The sequence below is a fragment of the Haloferax gibbonsii genome (assembly GCF_001190965.1).
GTDB lineage: Archaea > Halobacteriota > Halobacteria > Halobacteriales > Haloferacaceae > Haloferax > Haloferax gibbonsii.
In genome coordinates this window covers 2,071,501-2,087,202 of sequence record NZ_CP011947.1, presented here as the reverse complement: position 1 = coordinate 2,087,202, position 15,702 = coordinate 2,071,501, and the positions used below count along the sequence as shown (strand labels likewise).

At 57.9% G+C, this 15,702-nt stretch carries 16 protein-coding genes; 5 read left to right on the top strand and 11 right to left on the bottom strand.

Going from position 1 to position 15,702, the window contains the following annotated elements:
- Positions 1 to 163 precede the first annotated feature (163 nt).
- The gene (locus ABY42_RS10640) at positions 164 to 1,966 is read left to right on the top strand and encodes a choice-of-anchor I family protein (RefSeq protein ID WP_231608271.1); all 1,803 of its coding nucleotides are present in this window, start codon (positions 164 to 166) and stop codon (positions 1,964 to 1,966) included.
- A 101-nt stretch (positions 1,967 to 2,067) separates the two neighbouring features.
- Here ABY42_RS10640 and ABY42_RS10635 read toward each other — a convergent pair whose 3' ends face one another.
- The 5 genes from ABY42_RS10635 to ABY42_RS10615 form a co-directional block, all read right to left on the bottom strand.
- The gene (locus ABY42_RS10635; RefSeq protein ID WP_050459455.1) at positions 2,068 to 2,760 is read right to left on the bottom strand and encodes an SOUL family heme-binding protein; all 693 of its coding nucleotides are present in this window, start codon (positions 2,758 to 2,760) and stop codon (positions 2,068 to 2,070) included.
- Between the two features lie 320 nt (positions 2,761 to 3,080).
- Positions 3,081 to 3,455: a type II toxin-antitoxin system VapC family toxin gene (locus tag ABY42_RS10630; protein ID WP_050459454.1), complete on the bottom strand. Its 375-nt coding sequence runs from the start codon at positions 3,453 to 3,455 to the stop codon at positions 3,081 to 3,083.
- On the bottom strand, positions 3,456 to 3,686 hold the full coding sequence (locus ABY42_RS10625; protein ID WP_050459453.1) for an AbrB/MazE/SpoVT family DNA-binding domain-containing protein: 231 nt from the start codon (positions 3,684 to 3,686) through the stop codon (positions 3,456 to 3,458).
- A gap of 745 nt (positions 3,687 to 4,431) precedes the next feature.
- Positions 4,432 to 5,271 carry a DUF4870 domain-containing protein gene (locus ABY42_RS10620; RefSeq protein ID WP_050459452.1) on the bottom strand — a complete coding sequence of 280 codons (840 nt, stop codon included), beginning with the start codon at positions 5,269 to 5,271 and terminating at the stop codon, positions 4,432 to 4,434.
- Between the two features lie 47 nt (positions 5,272 to 5,318).
- Entirely contained in the window at positions 5,319 to 5,909 is a 591-nt protein-coding gene (locus ABY42_RS10615) for a helix-turn-helix domain-containing protein (RefSeq protein WP_004975782.1), read from the bottom strand.
- Positions 5,910 to 6,411: 502 nt separating this feature from the next.
- Between ABY42_RS10615 and ABY42_RS10610 the strand changes: the two genes are divergently transcribed.
- Both ABY42_RS10610 and ABY42_RS10605 read left to right on the top strand, forming a co-directional pair.
- A complete protein-coding gene (locus ABY42_RS10610) occupies positions 6,412 to 7,683 on the top strand; it encodes an RNA-guided endonuclease InsQ/TnpB family protein (RefSeq protein WP_050459450.1) in 1,272 nt (423 codons plus the stop codon).
- A gap of 207 nt (positions 7,684 to 7,890) precedes the next feature.
- Positions 7,891 to 8,274, top strand: a complete 384-nt coding sequence (locus tag ABY42_RS10605; RefSeq protein ID WP_231608270.1) for a hypothetical protein — start codon at positions 7,891 to 7,893, stop codon at positions 8,272 to 8,274.
- Positions 8,275 to 8,597: 323 nt separating this feature from the next.
- Here the strand turns inward: ABY42_RS10605 and ABY42_RS19390 are convergent, their stop codons facing one another.
- Together ABY42_RS19390 and ABY42_RS19385 are read right to left on the bottom strand one after the other, a co-directional pair.
- Positions 8,598 to 9,407, bottom strand: a complete 810-nt coding sequence (locus tag ABY42_RS19390) for a hypothetical protein (RefSeq protein ID WP_156224374.1) — start codon at positions 9,405 to 9,407, stop codon at positions 8,598 to 8,600.
- Positions 9,408 to 10,018: 611 nt separating this feature from the next.
- Positions 10,019 to 10,372, bottom strand: a complete 354-nt coding sequence (locus ABY42_RS19385; protein WP_156224372.1) for a DUF7344 domain-containing protein — start codon at positions 10,370 to 10,372, stop codon at positions 10,019 to 10,021.
- A 102-nt stretch (positions 10,373 to 10,474) separates the two neighbouring features.
- On the opposite strand from ABY42_RS19385, the gene ABY42_RS10590 reads away from it, so the two are divergent.
- Complete coding sequence (locus ABY42_RS10590) at positions 10,475 to 11,134, top strand: helix-turn-helix domain-containing protein (protein ID WP_197092902.1); 660 nt, start codon at positions 10,475 to 10,477, stop codon at positions 11,132 to 11,134.
- A gap of 117 nt (positions 11,135 to 11,251) precedes the next feature.
- Here the strand turns inward: ABY42_RS10590 and ABY42_RS10585 are convergent, their stop codons facing one another.
- Positions 11,252 to 11,554, bottom strand: a complete 303-nt coding sequence (locus ABY42_RS10585) for a ribbon-helix-helix protein, CopG family (RefSeq protein ID WP_050459442.1) — start codon at positions 11,552 to 11,554, stop codon at positions 11,252 to 11,254.
- A gap of 136 nt (positions 11,555 to 11,690) precedes the next feature.
- Complete coding sequence (locus tag ABY42_RS19845) at positions 11,691 to 11,867, bottom strand: hypothetical protein (RefSeq protein ID WP_193492567.1); 177 nt, start codon at positions 11,865 to 11,867, stop codon at positions 11,691 to 11,693.
- Between the two features lie 168 nt (positions 11,868 to 12,035).
- On the opposite strand from ABY42_RS19845, the gene ABY42_RS10580 reads away from it, so the two are divergent.
- A complete protein-coding gene (locus ABY42_RS10580; RefSeq protein WP_050459441.1) occupies positions 12,036 to 13,427 on the top strand; it encodes an ATP-binding protein in 1,392 nt (463 codons plus the stop codon).
- A 59-nt stretch (positions 13,428 to 13,486) separates the two neighbouring features.
- Here ABY42_RS10580 and ABY42_RS10575 read toward each other — a convergent pair whose 3' ends face one another.
- Both ABY42_RS10575 and ABY42_RS10570 read right to left on the bottom strand, forming a co-directional pair.
- The gene (locus ABY42_RS10575) at positions 13,487 to 14,986 is read right to left on the bottom strand and encodes a PAS domain-containing sensor histidine kinase (protein WP_050459438.1); all 1,500 of its coding nucleotides are present in this window, start codon (positions 14,984 to 14,986) and stop codon (positions 13,487 to 13,489) included.
- Positions 14,987 to 15,124: 138 nt separating this feature from the next.
- Positions 15,125 to 15,643 (bottom strand): DUF21 domain-containing protein, encoded by a 519-nt coding sequence (locus ABY42_RS10570; RefSeq protein WP_050459436.1) that lies wholly within the window; start codon positions 15,641 to 15,643, stop codon positions 15,125 to 15,127.
- Positions 15,644 to 15,702 lie beyond the last annotated feature (59 nt).

Genomic DNA, 15,702 nt, shown 5'->3' with positions numbered 1-15,702 from the left:
CGTGGAAAGAGCGGCCCCCGTACTGTACACATTGAATCAGTTCAACAGAGTCGTCTCGTAGGTTTGGCGTCGGTAAACAGCACACTCGTCGTCAACAGTTCACTACATAGCAATCATGTTAGATATTATAAGTGCTTAACCTGTCCGACGGGGGCTGTCGACTGTGGAACGATCACAACAGACGAGCGATATCGGGCGTCGAGCTGTCTTGGGTCTCACGGGCGGAACCGTCCTCGGACTTCTCGCAGGCACGGCTGTCGCGGGTCACGACCAGGCGGCGAGTGGCTCCGATTCGGGCGGGCTTTCGGGGACCGAGACCATCACACTGGAACAGATCGGCCGGTACGAATCGGGGCTCTTCGACGACGGTGGGGCCGAAATCATCGCCTACCACGCCCCCACACAGCGGCTGTTCGTGATCAACGCTGATCTCGGCGGCGTCGACGTACTGGACGTCTCGGAGCCGACTACCCCCGAGAAGGTTGGAGCGATCGACGCCGCGAGCGAGCTCGACGGCGTGAGCTCCGCGAACAGCGTCGCGACGTCCGCCAACGTCGTCGCTGTCGCGCTCGAAGCAGAGATTGCCCAGGACCCCGGGCAGGTCGGGCTCTACGACCCCGCGACGCTCGAACGCCTGGGGACCGCGCCGGTCGGTCCGCTGCCGGACAAGGTCACCTTCACCCCGGACGGGACGCGGGTGCTCGTCGCGAACGAAGGCGAGCCGACGGACAACTACGCGTACGACCCCCGCGGTTCCGTCAGCATCGTGGACCTCTCTGACGGCGCGGCTGCACCCACGGTCAGCACCGCCGACTTCACCGCCTTCGACGGAAAGGAAGACCAGCTCCGAAAGCAGGGCATCCGTATCTTCGGGCCGAACGCGAGCGCGTCGCAGGACTTCGAGCCCGAGTACGTGACCGTGAGCGACGACTCGAAGACGGCGTGGGTCTCGCTGCAGGAGAACAACGCGATCGCGGAGCTCGACATCGACGCGGCGAAAATCAAGAATCTCCTGCCGCTGGGGTTCAAGGACTACAGTCTGGCCGGGAACGAACTCGATGCGAGCAACGAGGACGGCGGGGTCAACATCCGGAACTGGCCGATCAACGGGATCCTCCAGCCGGACGCGATCGGCGCGTACAACCCCGACGGCAACACCTACCTCGTGACCGCCAACGAGGGTGACAGCCGCGATTACGACTCGTTCAGCGAGGAAGCCGAGGTTTCGGACCTCCGACTCGACCCCGAGGCGTTCGACTTCGACGAGATCGAAGGCATCGACAGCGTCGAGGAACTCCAGCAGCCCGAGCACCTCGGGGCCAAAGGCGTGACGACGACGCTCGGCGACGTCGACGGCGACGGGCGCTACGAGGAACTGTACGTCTTCGGTGGTCGGTCGTTCAGCATCTTCACGACGAACGGCAAACGGGTGTTCGACAGCGGAAGCGACTTCGAAGACATCACCGCCGAGCGGTTCGGCGACCAGTTCAACAACGACAACAACGAACACGACCCTGACGGCCGCAGCGACAACAAAGGTCCCGAGCCCGAGGGGCTCACAATCGGGCAGGTCGGCGACCGGTACTACGCGTTCATCGGTCTCGAACGCATCGGCGGCGTCATGGTCTACGACATCACCGACCCCGAGTGTGCCACGTTCGTCGAGTACGTCAACAACCGGGACTTCTCGGTCGACATCGAGGCGGCCATCGAAGACGGTGACGCCCCCGCTGGCGCTGCCGGCGACCTCGGCCCGGAGGGACTGGACTTCGCGACCGCCGAAGAAAGCCCGATTGACGACCCGCTCGTCTTCGTCGGCCACGAAATCAGCGGGACGACGGCGATACTCCGCGTGACGAGCGACGAGAGCGATGACGTTGCTGTGGGGTCGTGTAGTGTCGGCTCGCGTGGGAACGGACACGCCAAAGGACGTGGCAACGGACGTGGGAACGGACGGCGGTCGTAAGTTAACGGCGTCGACCCTGGGTCGCTGACAGTCGCCCCGGTATTCACGCCGGTGGGCCATCTGAGCACACGAAACGTCCGCTCACAGACCATCTCGTGTGCTCACCGCAGCGCCCGCCGAACGCTCGCCGTGTCCACCTCGACGACCACTTCGTTCGTCCGGAGCCACGGCGGCGTGAAGGGTGCGTCGTAGCGCAAGAGGCGAGGCTCACCCGTCGGTTCGATGCCGGCGTGCGCCAGCGTCTTCCGGAGGGTGCGTTCGTTCAGCGAGACACGGATGCGCGGAGCCCACCACGAAAAGCGGCGGACGGCCAGCGTCCGCGGCGGGTCGACGACGAGTTCTACGTCGTCGTTGGTTGGCTCCGGTGCGGTCTCCGGCGTGTACGTTGCAGGGAGGAAAAACGACATCGTCGCGCCGTCTGCCCGAGTTGTCTCGACAGGAGCGGTCATCGAGATCGACTCGCCCGTCTTGGTGGCCCCATCGCCGGTGGCACTCGTGTCCGTACCCGTTTCGACGGGGGCGGTCATCGAGACGGACGTGCCGCCTTCGTTCGCGCCGTCGATGTAGTTGAACAGGCGGAAAAACGCCTCTCGGCCGTTGGACGCGGTGGTCCGGACGCGAATCGTCTCCGGGTATCGCCGGAGTTCGACGCCATCGATTCGCTCGACCGTCTTGTACGGGACCCGTTCAGTCCCGCGGTTTTTCACGCGGTCGAGGGCCGTCCAGGCCGTCGCGGCGGCCAGCCCCACACCGATGATGCCGACTCCCAGTTTCGCTTTCGTCTTCCAATCCATGTCTCGTGTAGGCGACGTGACTGCAAAAGCCGACTTGTGTGACTCTGCGTTCCGCTCGCGTCGACTTCGGCTGTGAACACGGTCGAGCAGGGCGATAGCAGATGAAGTTGTGGGGGGGTAGGTGGTTGTCGCGGATGGGATACCGGTTCGAATGTATCGTTCCACTCGCGGCCGCTAGACGCTCAGTATCCGTCGTTTCAGGAGCTTTGGTTGCTACTCACGAGTCCACGTGACTGACAGCGTCGGGGTCGCATGCGTTCGAGCGAGCGCTAACGTACGAGATCCAGCCCGTGGCTGTCGTCGCTTCGTCAGCCATCGTCTCACTCGTCTTGGACTGTCTTCAGGTCGAGCCGTGGAGCAAACGATTCGTACGTCTCATCGCTCGAAACGATGGTATCACCATCTGATTCGACGAGGTGAAGCGCGTCGAACGGTGTGAACCCGTGGTCTTCGACGTAGGTCGCAGCTGTGACAACGGTGTCCACGTCACCACGGACTTCCAACAGAGCAGCGGCATTTGTGACGACTCGCTCTGTATCTCGTTGTTCACGATACGCAACCATGAGGAGTTCGATGAGTGTGAACTGAGACGTCCACAGTTCGTCCTGGTGGTCGCGGTATACTTCCTCTGCGGCGTCACCAAGCCAGTCTTCGTCCTTGATGAGTGCTAAAAGGAAGTCTGTCTCCGCGTACATTCAGCGTCCAGCCTCGTCTAATGCTGCGTTCCGTGCTTCCTGCCGGAGTTCGTCCGCCGACTTCTCGACGTCTGCGAACTCAGATCGGAGGGCATCGAGCGGGTCATCCTCGATTGGAATCAACTTGATACCGTCGTGAAGCTGGACGATGTGGTAGTGTTCGCCATACCGCTCTCGAATCTCTTTCGGGAGCGTCAGGCGTCCACGACCGTCCAGCGTTGCTTCGGACATACGCTCATATTGTGTGGGTAGGTACAAGTAATTTCCCCGAATCTGTCTAAATGCCCACTCAATCAACTCAATCTCGCTTGCTGGACTCACCTACTGTCTGCAGCACGCACATTCTGTCAGGCCCAGGGGCTTTCAACAGAGCCGTCCCGTCCTGTCGAGACTGAGGCGTCGATTCCAGGCGTGTTAGAGCTTGAAACTCAGAACAGATGAAGTCGTGGGGGGAGGGAGTACGTTCTGTATCTCCAAATAACAGATGAAGTCGTGGGGTGACTCACATCTCGAATGCAGTTTCACGCGACGGGGCCACTTATACATGAATCGGAGTCCGTGTGTTTCGAAACCACCGCGTAAGCGTGTGTACTCAGGACGCTGCGATTCGAAACACACGAAACGACCTCTTTGTCTCCGCCCTCGTGTTCGCACCGCGGCCCGACTTGCCACCGGCTTCAGTCAGTCGTCAAGGCGGCCTGTGGACCTCGCAAGAACAGATGAAGTCGTGGGGTGGGGTGGTTCCGTGAGTACCGCTTGGCGTGGCACGCGAGTCGCGACTCGCATTTGCGGCCCGATTCCCGAAGACATTGTTCCGTGTCTTCTCAACAGGCGGAGCAGGCCGAGTGCCTCGGGGCTTGACCCCGAGGCCATTCACCGTTCCGCCTTCGCCATCGTGGTAACTCAGTTTTCGGATGTCGTTGGTGCCAGCACTCGAAATTCAGGGCTGAGTTGCGCGAACTGTTCGCATTCTCTATCAGCGCAACGTCGTTCTCCACCGCAACACGTACGTCAGTGAGGCAACCCAGAACGCTGCGAGGAAGACATACATCGCGTCGCCCCCAGGGTTGATTGAGTCGGTGAACGTCCCCGAGAGAGCGTATGCGAGGACAGCGACGAGAACGGGCGCTCCAATGTATGCGACGAGATGCGGCTTCCAGTTCGTACCCGCGGCGCTCGTGCGTTTCACGTGAAGATACATCGCAACGCCGGTCAGCGGAACGAGTACCATGATAAGGCCGAACATGCCGAACACAGTTGCGAGAACGGCCGTTCCCTCGTGTGGTCCGAGAAATACAGTTCCGATGACGAGCGGCGCGATGACCACGTAGCCGACGATAACACCTGGCCATCCGCCGGGGACTTCGACCTGTGAGCCGAACCGTTCGACGAGCGCCGGCGTCAGCGGATACCGCCACGCGTCCCCGAATACTGCCTTGCCGGTTGCGATGAATCCGAACAAGAACGTACAGGTCGTGACGATCATCCAGACGAGGAGCAACGCCGAGATGACGAGACCGACCCCAGCGGCGATGGGTGCGGAAAGCGTAACGACGTTGGTGATGCCCTGTTCGGTGAGTTCGGCGTAGACGAATACGGAACCGAACGTCAGCACTGTCAGTGCCAGCACGGTGAAATGCCAGTCGAGAGCGTTGCGGGCGTTTCGTTTCGTGAACTCGTTGGTCGCGACAAGAGACACCAGTCCGGCGCCGACGACGCCGGTTGGGATCGACAGCAGGTGGACGAGAATGCCGCCGATCGATCGTTCGTTGAGCAGTTCGGGACCGGGTGCGGCGGGCGTGGATGTCGATGTCATTGGGCTGTGGAGGGTTGTGGTGGGTGATGAGGTGCTGTTGGGTGGTGCTATGTCGATGAGAGGAGGTTCAGCGGGCCGTAGCGGTCGCGAACCCAGCGAACGAGTCGCTCGACGACGAGCAACGCCAGGCTGGTCACGAGCAGATCAACTGCGGTGTCCCACAACACGATATCGCTCTGCGTGCTGCGTACATCAGCGCCGACGATCGTGAGAACACCGCCGAGAGCGAACAGCACCAAACTCAACTGAAGCCCGGCGAGTACGAGCGTGCGGATTCCTGCCGTGTCCGATAGCGTGAGGAATCCTCGCGTGGAGAGTCGGTCGAGCGGGGTATCTGCGTTCAGCGCGCGTTTTCCCTCGGGCGAGAGAGGCCAGTCCGACTCTGGATGGTTAATGTAGTACAGGGTGATCGAGTCGGGATACGTCTCTGTGGCCACGACGTCGATTGCCTGTAACTCCTGTAACCGATTTCGAACTGTCGCCCTGCTCACTTCGGGTTTGATTCGCGCGTGCAGTTGCCGGAGGGAGAAGAACGGTCGATCGGACTCGATCATCGTCTCAACGACGTGCTCTTGTGTGAGCGTGTTGTCGAGGTTCCGATCGATTCGTTCATCGATCCATGACGGGAGCGTGGACACGGTTCCACCGTTGTCGACGGGGATTATTAAATCGAGACGGATTTTTCGACCCCGCGAACCGCCGTTTCACGGCCGTGAAACGGCCCGAAATCGCTGTGAGAACGGTGTTCCGGGAGGACACCGATAGTTCGATACTTCGATACTAACTGTGGCAATCGGTACCGTCGTTCACTCGACTCTGTGTCTGTCGTTGTCGAAGAACATCACGCGCTCTCTAGTGTCGATGCGGACTCCGTCGGCAGTCCGAAGCGTGGGGTGTCGACGTTCTCGGGTGGAGTGGTGGACGTCACCACACGTCTAGTTCGTACGTCACGAGGTATCCGAGAGCCAGCGCGGTCCACAGCCAAGAGAACGATTACGGAGAGTCAAGGAGAAAGCCCCGCCCTTTAGGGCGGGGATGAATCCGGCATAATCCTCCACAGACCACCGTTCAAACACTCGGATGGATATTCCACGCTGCGTAATCCATACCTTCAAGTAATATTCTCGACATAGGTTACGTATGGCGAAACAGGTCGTCACCCGCACCTACACTGCTTCCATCAGGAACCAGCAACAGGTGTCTGACGACCTCGATTCGCTCGGGTTCGCAGCCTCGAAGCTCTGGAACGTCGGACGGTGGGTCTGCGACCGCGTGTGGTCGGAGATAGGCCACATTCCCGGTCACAACGAACTCACCTCGTACCTCAAGTCGTACGAACGATACGATGACCTGCATTCTCAGTCAAGTCAGCGAGTCCTTCAAGAACTCGCTGAAGCGTTCACCGGCTGGTACGGCAAACGACGCAACGGAGACACGAAAGCGAACCCACCGAAGTACCGCAAACACGGCGACGAACACCCGCGAAGCACGGTCACGTTCAAAGCCGCTGGCTTCAAACTCGACACCCAGTACAACCGAGTCCGACTCTCCAAAGGCTCGAATCTCAAAGAGTATTGGTCGGACTTCATCCTCTGTGAATACAAGACAAGACCTGACGTTGACCTCTCCACCGTCGAGAGCGTTCAACAAGTTCGGGCCGTCTGGACAGGTGACGAGTGGGAGCTACACTTCGTGTGCAAGGTCGAAATAGAGGTTGCTGAAGCCCCCGGTGAGAAGACCGTGGGTGTTGACCTCGGCATCAACAACTTCGCCGCACTCGCCTACGAAGACGGCCACAGCGAACTGTATCCACTGAACTGCTTAAAGCAGGACGACTACTACTTCAGCAAACGACTCGCTCGGTGTGACGATTCAGACTCCGACCAAGCGACACGGTTGAATCAGAAGAAGTCGGCTCGCCGCACCCACTACTTCCACACTCTCTCCAAACACATCGTCCAGCGATGTGTGGACGAGGAAGCTGGAACGATTGTGGTGGGCGACCTTTCTGGCATCCGAGAAGATGAGGGGAACGGTGAGTCGAAGAACTGGGGTAAGCACGGCAACCTCGACCTGCACTCATGGGCGTTTGACCGCTTCATCGACCTCGTTGAATACAAGGCCAAGATGGAAGGCATCACGGTCGAACGAGTGTCTGAGCGAGATACGTCGAAGTCGTGTTCGTGCTGTGGTCGGAAGCGTAAATCGAACCGTGTTGAGCGTGGGTTGTACGTGTGTGATGACTGCGGTGTGGTGGCGAACGCGGATGTAAACGGTGCTGAGAACATTCGACAGAAAGTATCTCCGAGTCCTTCCGAGGATAGGAGTAACGGCTGGTTGGCACAGCCTTCGACGTTGTTGTTTGACAAGGACACTGGTGCGTTCGCACCTCAAGAACAGGTCACGTCGTAAACCACAATATCCCAACTGCGGTGGGGAATCCTCGCGCTTCAGCGCGGGGAGGATGTCAATTGTCCGCTCTGGACTCTGGTACGAGACGGACCGTGCGAGAGCACCCACCGGCATGATAACGACTAGATTTCAGCCACGGGCGAGCGTCACCCACATCCTCAAAAAAGTCAATTATTTGCCAATACAGAGAGTAGTCAACATATGTCTATGAGAGTGGCAACACAACTTGAGGAGTTCTTTATCGAGCGGGCGGACGAAAACCTGCGAAGCATCATCAAGTACGACCACGCTGAAACCGAGGTGGTATATCTGCGCGAGGATGTGGCCGCTCGCCACCCCCCCGAGAAGCTTGAGGAGGCCGTTGACGACTCTGTGATGGAGTCGTTGATGGCCCCGGTCTATGGAGACATTTACACCGATAACCACGGCAATCTCACGTGCATGGTCAAAGCCTTTGAGAACGTCATCGAGATGAATTTCGTCGTGGACGACGGGGTGGGGGCAGCGGTGGCGCTGGATGCGAGCGCGATGGCTGAGACACGGGGACTCGTCGCCGATGCGCGCGCCATTGTCCTCGAAGAACAGGGTTGACATCCTCCAAGCACACAAACGCTCTTGTGGAACTCGTCGCGCTGTTCGGTGTGGGTATCGTCCTCCCGACGTTGATCAACGAACTCCGTCGGCAGTCCAACGAGTGAGGTAGCGGCGTTCTCGGGTGGGGTGGTGGGCGTCACCACACGTCCAGTTTGTACGTCACGAGGTATCCGAGAGCCAGCGCAGTGAGCACAGCCACTATGACGATTACTTGACCGTTCTGGTACGAGACGGACCGTGCGAGAGCACCCATCGGCACGATGACGACCAGCAATACGGAGAAAAAATGTCGCTTCCCGGAACGTCAACGGTACGCGTCCTTAGCGAGCGCGGCCTCTGTCCTTACCTTTGCCGCCGACAGTTTTGATGGCGTCGGTCCCGAGAACGTCCGTGCCATCGTTAGTCTGCCCGACCAAGTTGGCCTCAGTGTCGCCGTCGGCAAAGCCAGCGTCTTGAGTCGGGAAGTGGAGCACGAGATCCATCAGGCCGTCTCCATCGACGTCATCAACGTGGCCGCCGTGTGCCGCGCTCGCACCGCCAGGGCCAAAGGCGAGCGAAGAGACGTCAAGCGTCGTCGCGTCGAAATCGTCAGTCGAGTAGACCACGACGGGGGTGACTCCTTTCGAGTTCGGGTTGATGGCATTGTCGTCACTGTCGGGCTTGACATCGATGTTGACATCGACAGTGGTTGGTTCACAGCTCTGTGGTGAGAGAGGTGCCTTCATCTCGAAGATGATTGCCGCAGGCGTGTCACCGTACATTGGGTCGTTCCAAGCGCGGATCTCGAGAGTGTTCTCGCCGGTCTGTAGGAAGGGAACGACGTCCTGCCCGACCATCGGTGGGTAGTATCCGATAGTACGTACGAAAGTGCCGTTTAGATAGACCTCAGCCGCGTTGTCCGCGGCGACGGAGAGCGTCGCTGTACTCGGCACCGTATCGAGGTTGAACGTCTGCTCGAGGCGGATTCGTTCGTCTGCGGGTTGAGAAATATCACACGTCCCGGATGGGCAGTACCACACGTGCTGGGCGTCAGCACTGAAGGCACTGCTCCACGGGGGGTTACCATTCTCGTGATATGGAGAGACCATCGCGGGCGCGTCAACGGGCGTGAACGATCCGTTGCGGCCCACTCCGACGCCGGTGATTCTCGAGCACGAACCGCTGTGGAGGAACGAGGACGAAGATGCACTCGCTGACCCGGACACCGCCGAGACCCCGGCCAAACCCAGTAGCCCCGCGCCCGCGAGGCTACGAAGCGCGGAGCGCCGCGAAAGTCCGGGGGCAGTGTGTTCGACGCCTGTCTTGTCAGTTTCGTCTACTCGACAATTATTCTGGTTTGACATGTTTTGAATTTTATAACCTTGCTCCAAACCGAACACAGAACCCCAAACCCTTGTTGAGTACCTATGTGGCGGCGAAAAGTTACGAAAGGCAGAAGGTCAGGAAGTGATTTATATTTTTACCAGTTAAATATGTCTAGTTATTTTGACAACCACCCCGTATGTCACTCTGAAGTAACAGACACGTGTTCGTCGCAGTGTGAGGACTCGGCCAGTTAGTCTATTGATTAAATGATTCCAATATGATCCACAACTGCTGCTACATGCCAACCTACAGTGAGAACAGGATTGAGTTCCGCAACGTGCCGACCCGCGATAGTGTGGCTCGCGACTCTCATACGAGTTCATCTCAATTAGTATACAAAATTGGCGGGGTCGACGGTGCCGGTCGCTGAACCTCGTTAGTCTCCCGCTTCGATCTCCGAAACCTGCTCCAGTAGTTGTTCGAGTAGACGAGTGGGACGGTACCGGACACAGCCACTCCGTCGGTCGTGTTCGATAACGCCCGCGTTGACGAGTTTCGGCAGCGAAACGTGGTACAGACGCTGTTCGACTCGTGCGTTATCGTCGTCGTCCGCTCGCTCTCGTTCTCGCCCGACGAGATGCTGGACGAGTCGTTCCACACTCACAGTCGCTTCGTCCGCGTCACGGAGAAAGTACAGGACGTGACGACGACGCTGTTTTGCGATGACGTCGCAAAGCTCTCCGATTCGATCAGGATCCTGCTGCGACGACGGCACGTCGAAAGTGGACATCTACCGGCAGTTCTCGCGACCGGACAATTAGTCTCCTGCCTGAGCCTCCCGGGTGTTTATAGGCGCTGGTCTCGTTCATCTATCTAGTGAGGGATGCTACCAATGCTCATAGCAGAATTCACGATCGACCATCCGATTTTGCTCACGCCGTTACGGGAGATTCCCGACATCGAAGTCGAGTGGGAAGAGACGTACCGGGGGCCAGACGATCGGACGCAGATGCTTTTTTCGGTGCGGAGCGACGACTTCGCGGCGGTCGAGGCGGCGCTGGCTGACGACCGCTCAGTCACGAATCCAACCGTCTTGGACGACACGGGCGACCGTCGGTTCTACCGGGTGGACTTCACCTCGGCCGGAGACGAGACGAATCTCATGCCCGAGTTCATCTCGGTCGGGGGCGTCCTCCAGCGAGCGGTCGGGACGAACAGCGGGTGGCGGTGTCACGCCCGCTTTCCGAGTCGAGACGCGTTCAAACACATCATGCAGTTCTGTGCTGACCACGATATCACCGTCTCCGTCAAGCGACTCTACGAGGAGACCGACCAGGACGGACTCAGCGTGTCGCTGACGGACGCCCAACGAGAGCTGTTGGTTGTCGCATCCGAGTGTGGGTATCTGGAGATTCCTCGGACGTGTTCGCTGGCCGACTTGGGAGACCAGCTTGACATCTCAGACAGTTCCGCCTCCGAACGGTTTCGCAGAGGCGTAAAGCAACTCGTCCAGCAGACGGTGGTCAACGAGTCGGCGGCTGCACAGGGGTAGGTCGTGGGCTTCGGCTGTGATTCATGGGACCCCTCGTTGCTCGCGCACCTCTTGTTCAGTATGCATCAGTTTCGAATAGTCAAGGAGAAAGCCCCACCCTTCTGGGTACGGAGGATGTCAATGCTCATCGAGTTTGTCTGTGAGTGCGTCACCACGGTCGAGGACTTCCTTCGAGGCACGGACGGCTTCGGCATCCTGTCGCCCGATGATTTCGGCAAGCTTCTCAAACTGAATCTGACCATCCAGATAACGTTCAACGACGGCCTCACGAAACTGCTCGTCAGACGCTTTTTGTTCGAGATACTGCCGGAGCGCTTCGATGAGAATCTCCGTTCGGTTCGTGTGCGTCACTTCGGCCGCGACGTCCGTGCGTGCCACCAAGGCATCTGGCAGCCGGAAGTCGACTCGCTTCGTGCTCATGTACAGACTGTGTCTGTACAGACTCAAAACTGTGTCAGCGTGTCGATGGTGTTTTCGACGACACACAGTTGCTGAGTTTTGTGCGCCGTTTCCGTGGCATCTCGCGTCTTCGCCGCCGTTGTGCGTTGTCTGTCGATCAGCTGTCGACGACGTTCTCGATGAGAACTGCCCCAACGAGGTACACCGGTCCCAGATACAAAATCGCCATCACGGGGAGCACGATGAATATCGGTGTGTGACCATCTCCGGTCTCGTATACCTGTGCAGCCAACAGCACGGCGATCAAGCCGAGGAAGAAGTCCGTCCGGTCCATGGTTTGGCTTGGGGCGGGCCTTCTGTTAGTGTGGTGTCCACGCTGTCACAGTCCGCTCGTGGTGAGGGTACGGCCCCAGATAATACTTTAGAGTATCATACTTTGAAGTATCATACTATAGAGTACGATTATCGATAGTACTATTCGATTGGGCGTCGAGAGATCGACATGGACACGTTCGTGAACCGGACCGAGGAACTCACGCGGTTACATTCACTCTACGAGTCCGAACGCGCGGAACTCGCAATCGTGTTTGGACGACGGCGACTCGGGAAAACAGCACTCGTCAAACAGTCGCTCGCGGAGTACGACGACGCCATCGTCTACCAGGCAAAGCAAAAAACGCGTGCACTACAGCTCGAGCAGTTCATCGACGTCGCCGCAGACACCTACCCCGGACTCTCGCGAATTCGCGAAGATTGGGAGTCTGTTCTCGGCTATCTTGCCGACCAGGACGCGATTGTTGTTCTTGATGAGTTTCCGTACCTTGTCGAGCAAGACGAAAGCCTTCCTTCAGTCTTACAAGCGCTTTTCGACCACGAACTCGATGACGCCGAATCGACGTTCGTACTCGTCGGGTCGTCGATCAGCATGATGGAAGAAGCCGCACTCCTCGGAAACAGCCCGCTGTATGGGCGGTCGTCACTCAAACTCGATATCAGACAACTACCGTTCGATGCGGCAATGGAGTTTTTCGACGAGACGTACTCGCCAACAGAACGTGTGTTGACGTGGAGTGTGTTCGGGGGGGTTCCGTACTACCTCGAAGAGGTGGCACCAGACGCACCACTCGGTGCGAATATTCATCGAACGATCCTCTCTCGGCATGGAACACTCCACAACGAACCAGACTACGTGCTCCGGATGGAACTCACAGAACCGACGCGATATTTCTCAATTCTCGAAGCGATTGCTGGAGGAAACACGAGCCGAAACGAGATTGCGGGAACGACTGGAATTGCGTATAATCAACTCTCGAAGTATCTGAATCGCTTGTCGCGACTTCGTCTCATTGACCAGCACGTCCCAATCACCGAACAGAAAACCCGCAGTAAGCGCAGCCGGTACCGTATCCGCGACCCGTTCTTCCGGTTCTGGTTCCACTTCGTCTATGGCTCGGATGGACAGTATGATGCGCTTGGTGAAGATGCATTCGAGACGCTTATCGAACCAGCATTCCCGGACTTCGCTTCGAGTTCGTTTGAGGCACTGTGCTGTCGTGCCCTCCGGGAGCTGTATTCAGACCAGACGATTACGAAAACCGGTCAGTGGTGGTACGGCGAACACGAAATCGATGTTGTCGGATTCGCGACCGATGGAACGTTGATCGTCGGTGAGTGTAAGTTCCAACAGTCACCACTCGGATACGACGCCTTCTCAAACCTCCAGCAACATACGGCAGAGCTCCGCTGGACACCGGATGACGGTGGCTCTCGTACAGAATCCTATGCGCTGTTTTCCCGGAGTGGGTTCACGCAGTCGGTGCTGGAAGTCGCCGCAGAGCGTGATGATGTGCAACTGTTCACTATCGACGACGTCGTTGCAGCCGTGAGCCATTGATTCCCTCTTCGGTGGGGTGAATGGTGGGAATCCCTCCGTTCTCATTCTCAAGCGTGTGCTCACCCACTCGACTCCACACGTGTTGCGGCAGGCAACGTGAGTTCCACAACAGTTCCTCGAGGGTCTCTGTCCTCGATTGAGACGCTTCCCCCTAACTGGGTCATCAACCAATTGACTATCCACAACCCGATTCCGTGACCATGCAGGAGGGGTTCTTCAGTCCCTGTCTCGAGAACCTCTTGTTCCATCTCGGGGATTCCTGGTCCTGTGTCTGCGACTTGAATACTGACTCGTCCGTTATCGACTTTTGATGTGCGAACCTCGACCGTCGGTGACGCTTGGTGACTATGGATAATCGCGTTCTCTATGAGCTCGGTGAGCGCCATCTCGAGGGACTCGTCATTCCCTTTTACACCAACCGCTTGGGTTTCGACGTGAATACTCGCATTGGGGTACTGGTCGGCAAGCTTCGGGACGAGTCGATCCATAACTGCCGGGACGTCTACGTGGTACCGCACCGGCCCACGCTCTAACACACGACTCAGTTGTCGGGCATCTTCAGCCAGTTCGACCAACTGCGTCGCGTTCGTAGTCACCTTCGAAAGCATGCGACGGCTATCATCGAGCGAAAACGAGGCCGTTTCAGCGAGGGATGTCTCAAGCGGCGCGAGCGCTTCGAGTTCATCTTGAAGCAACTCTGCATTCCCAATGACGACGCCGAGTGAGTTTCTGATATTGTGCCTGAGAACTCTGCTCAACACCATCAACCGTTGGTCGCGAATTTTTCGGTCGGTGATGTCCTGGATTATGCCCCTGAGAACGGCAGTGTCACCGCGTTCTATCCGATCGCCCTTGCAGTAGACCCATCGTTCGCGTCCTTCGGCAGTAATCAACCGGATTTCAGCACTATATGGCTCTCCGGTCGTCAGGCACTGTTGGACTGTTTTCTCGATTGTTTGTCTGTCCTCTGGATGGATGAACTCGAAGGCCCCCTCGACTGTCGGGTCGTATTCCGGCGAGACATCGTGGATTTGTTTCGTTCCCTGTGTCCACCACAAGTCGTTCGTTTCGGGTGTCAGTTCCCACCCTCCGATGTCGGATACGAGTTCTGTCTCAGCAAGATGCTCTGTGGCTCGTCTGAGCTGCTCGTTTGTTTGTTTTATACTAGTCACGTCTCGCCCAACACCAATCAGGCGTACTGGATCGTTCACGTCATCGTAGTCCACTTCTCCTTGTGCAGCGACCCATTGCTGTGTTTCTGTTTCTGTTTCACCGACAAGACGGAACTCAGTCATGTACTGCCCTGTCTGTTCAACTGCGACCTCCAATGTGTGAACGACGCGTTGTTTGTCTGCAGGGTGAACGTGGCCCAAGAAATCATCAAGATCGGTGATGTCATCGAACACACTCTGCGAAGGAGGATAGAGAGAGACATCATCCGCAGGAATGTTCCAGTCCCAGATGACGGTATCTGTGGCCTGGAGTGCATATGCCATAATCGAGGCCGAATTGTCGCTAGGTCTGTAGTTTTTTTCCGAGTCGTCCTCGGGGGCGGTCATGTCAATTACTTATACTGCACAGCACTTCAATATTACTCGGGGATATCTAACTGGAATGGTTCTGGTACCTGATGACCCCCTCTCGCACCGATAGTCACCGGTAGTATCCGCTTGTTTCTTTGCGGGCTGTACGCCAACTTACTCATCGAGATATGGTTTCTCGATCTGTTGGTCGCCCCCGATGAGTGTCGTCAGCCATCGCGTGATGATATCGAACACCGCAACGAGCGGCCCCAGTGCACGTTCGACGTACGAGATTGGGCGGGCGACACGGAGACTCCACGACTCGGCGTGGCCGAGGCCGTAGGATTTCGGCACAATTTCCCCGAAAACGAGGATGAGCACACTCACCGAGAGTGTCGCGATTACGACGGTGAAACCCGGAGGAATGAACCGTGCAACCAGCAGCGTGACGATGCTGGTGATGGCGATGTTGACGAGGTTGTTGCCGACCAGCAGCGTGACGAGCAGTCGATGTGGGTTCTCACGGAGCTGTTGGAGGGTGCGGCTGTCTTTTGTCCTGTCTTCGGGAGCGGTCTGCAGCCAGTCATCCGGGAGCGAAAAGATCGCTGACTCGCTGCTGGAAAAGAACGCACTCAGCAACAACAAAATCACGACTGCGACGAGCGACGGTCCCAAAATCGAGTATGTATTCATACAACACTCGTACGGTGGTGGGCGTATGAATATCGGTGGTTGGTCGTTCCTTGGGAGGG

Excerpts from the sequence above, each read along its gene's own strand:
- ABY42_RS10635 (WP_050459455.1), bottom strand. The coding sequence starts at position 2,760 with ATGGATTGGAAGACGAAAGCGAAACTGGGAGTCGGCATCATCGGTGTG.
- ABY42_RS10630 (WP_050459454.1), bottom strand. The coding sequence starts at position 3,455 with ATGTACGCGGAGACAGACTTCCTTTTAGCACTCATCAAGGACGAAGAC.
- ABY42_RS10625 (WP_050459453.1), bottom strand. The coding sequence starts at position 3,686 with ATGTCCGAAGCAACGCTGGACGGTCGTGGACGCCTGACGCTCCCGAAA.
- ABY42_RS10620 (WP_050459452.1), bottom strand. The coding sequence starts at position 5,271 with ATGACATCGACATCCACGCCCGCCGCACCCGGTCCCGAACTGCTCAAC.
- ABY42_RS10610 (WP_050459450.1), top strand. The coding sequence starts at position 6,412 with ATGGCGAAACAGGTCGTCACCCGCACCTACACTGCTTCCATCAGGAAC.
- ABY42_RS10605 (WP_231608270.1), top strand. The coding sequence starts at position 7,891 with ATGAGAGTGGCAACACAACTTGAGGAGTTCTTTATCGAGCGGGCGGAC.
- ABY42_RS19385 (WP_156224372.1), bottom strand. The coding sequence starts at position 10,372 with ATGTCCACTTTCGACGTGCCGTCGTCGCAGCAGGATCCTGATCGAATC.
- ABY42_RS10590 (WP_197092902.1), top strand. The coding sequence starts at position 10,475 with ATGCTCATAGCAGAATTCACGATCGACCATCCGATTTTGCTCACGCCG.
- ABY42_RS10585 (WP_050459442.1), bottom strand. The coding sequence starts at position 11,554 with ATGAGCACGAAGCGAGTCGACTTCCGGCTGCCAGATGCCTTGGTGGCA.
- ABY42_RS19845 (WP_193492567.1), bottom strand. The coding sequence starts at position 11,867 with ATGGACCGGACGGACTTCTTCCTCGGCTTGATCGCCGTGCTGTTGGCT.
- ABY42_RS10580 (WP_050459441.1), top strand. The coding sequence starts at position 12,036 with ATGGACACGTTCGTGAACCGGACCGAGGAACTCACGCGGTTACATTCA.
- ABY42_RS10575 (WP_050459438.1), bottom strand. The coding sequence starts at position 14,986 with ATGACCGCCCCCGAGGACGACTCGGAAAAAAACTACAGACCTAGCGAC.
- ABY42_RS10570 (WP_050459436.1), bottom strand. The coding sequence starts at position 15,643 with ATGAATACATACTCGATTTTGGGACCGTCGCTCGTCGCAGTCGTGATT.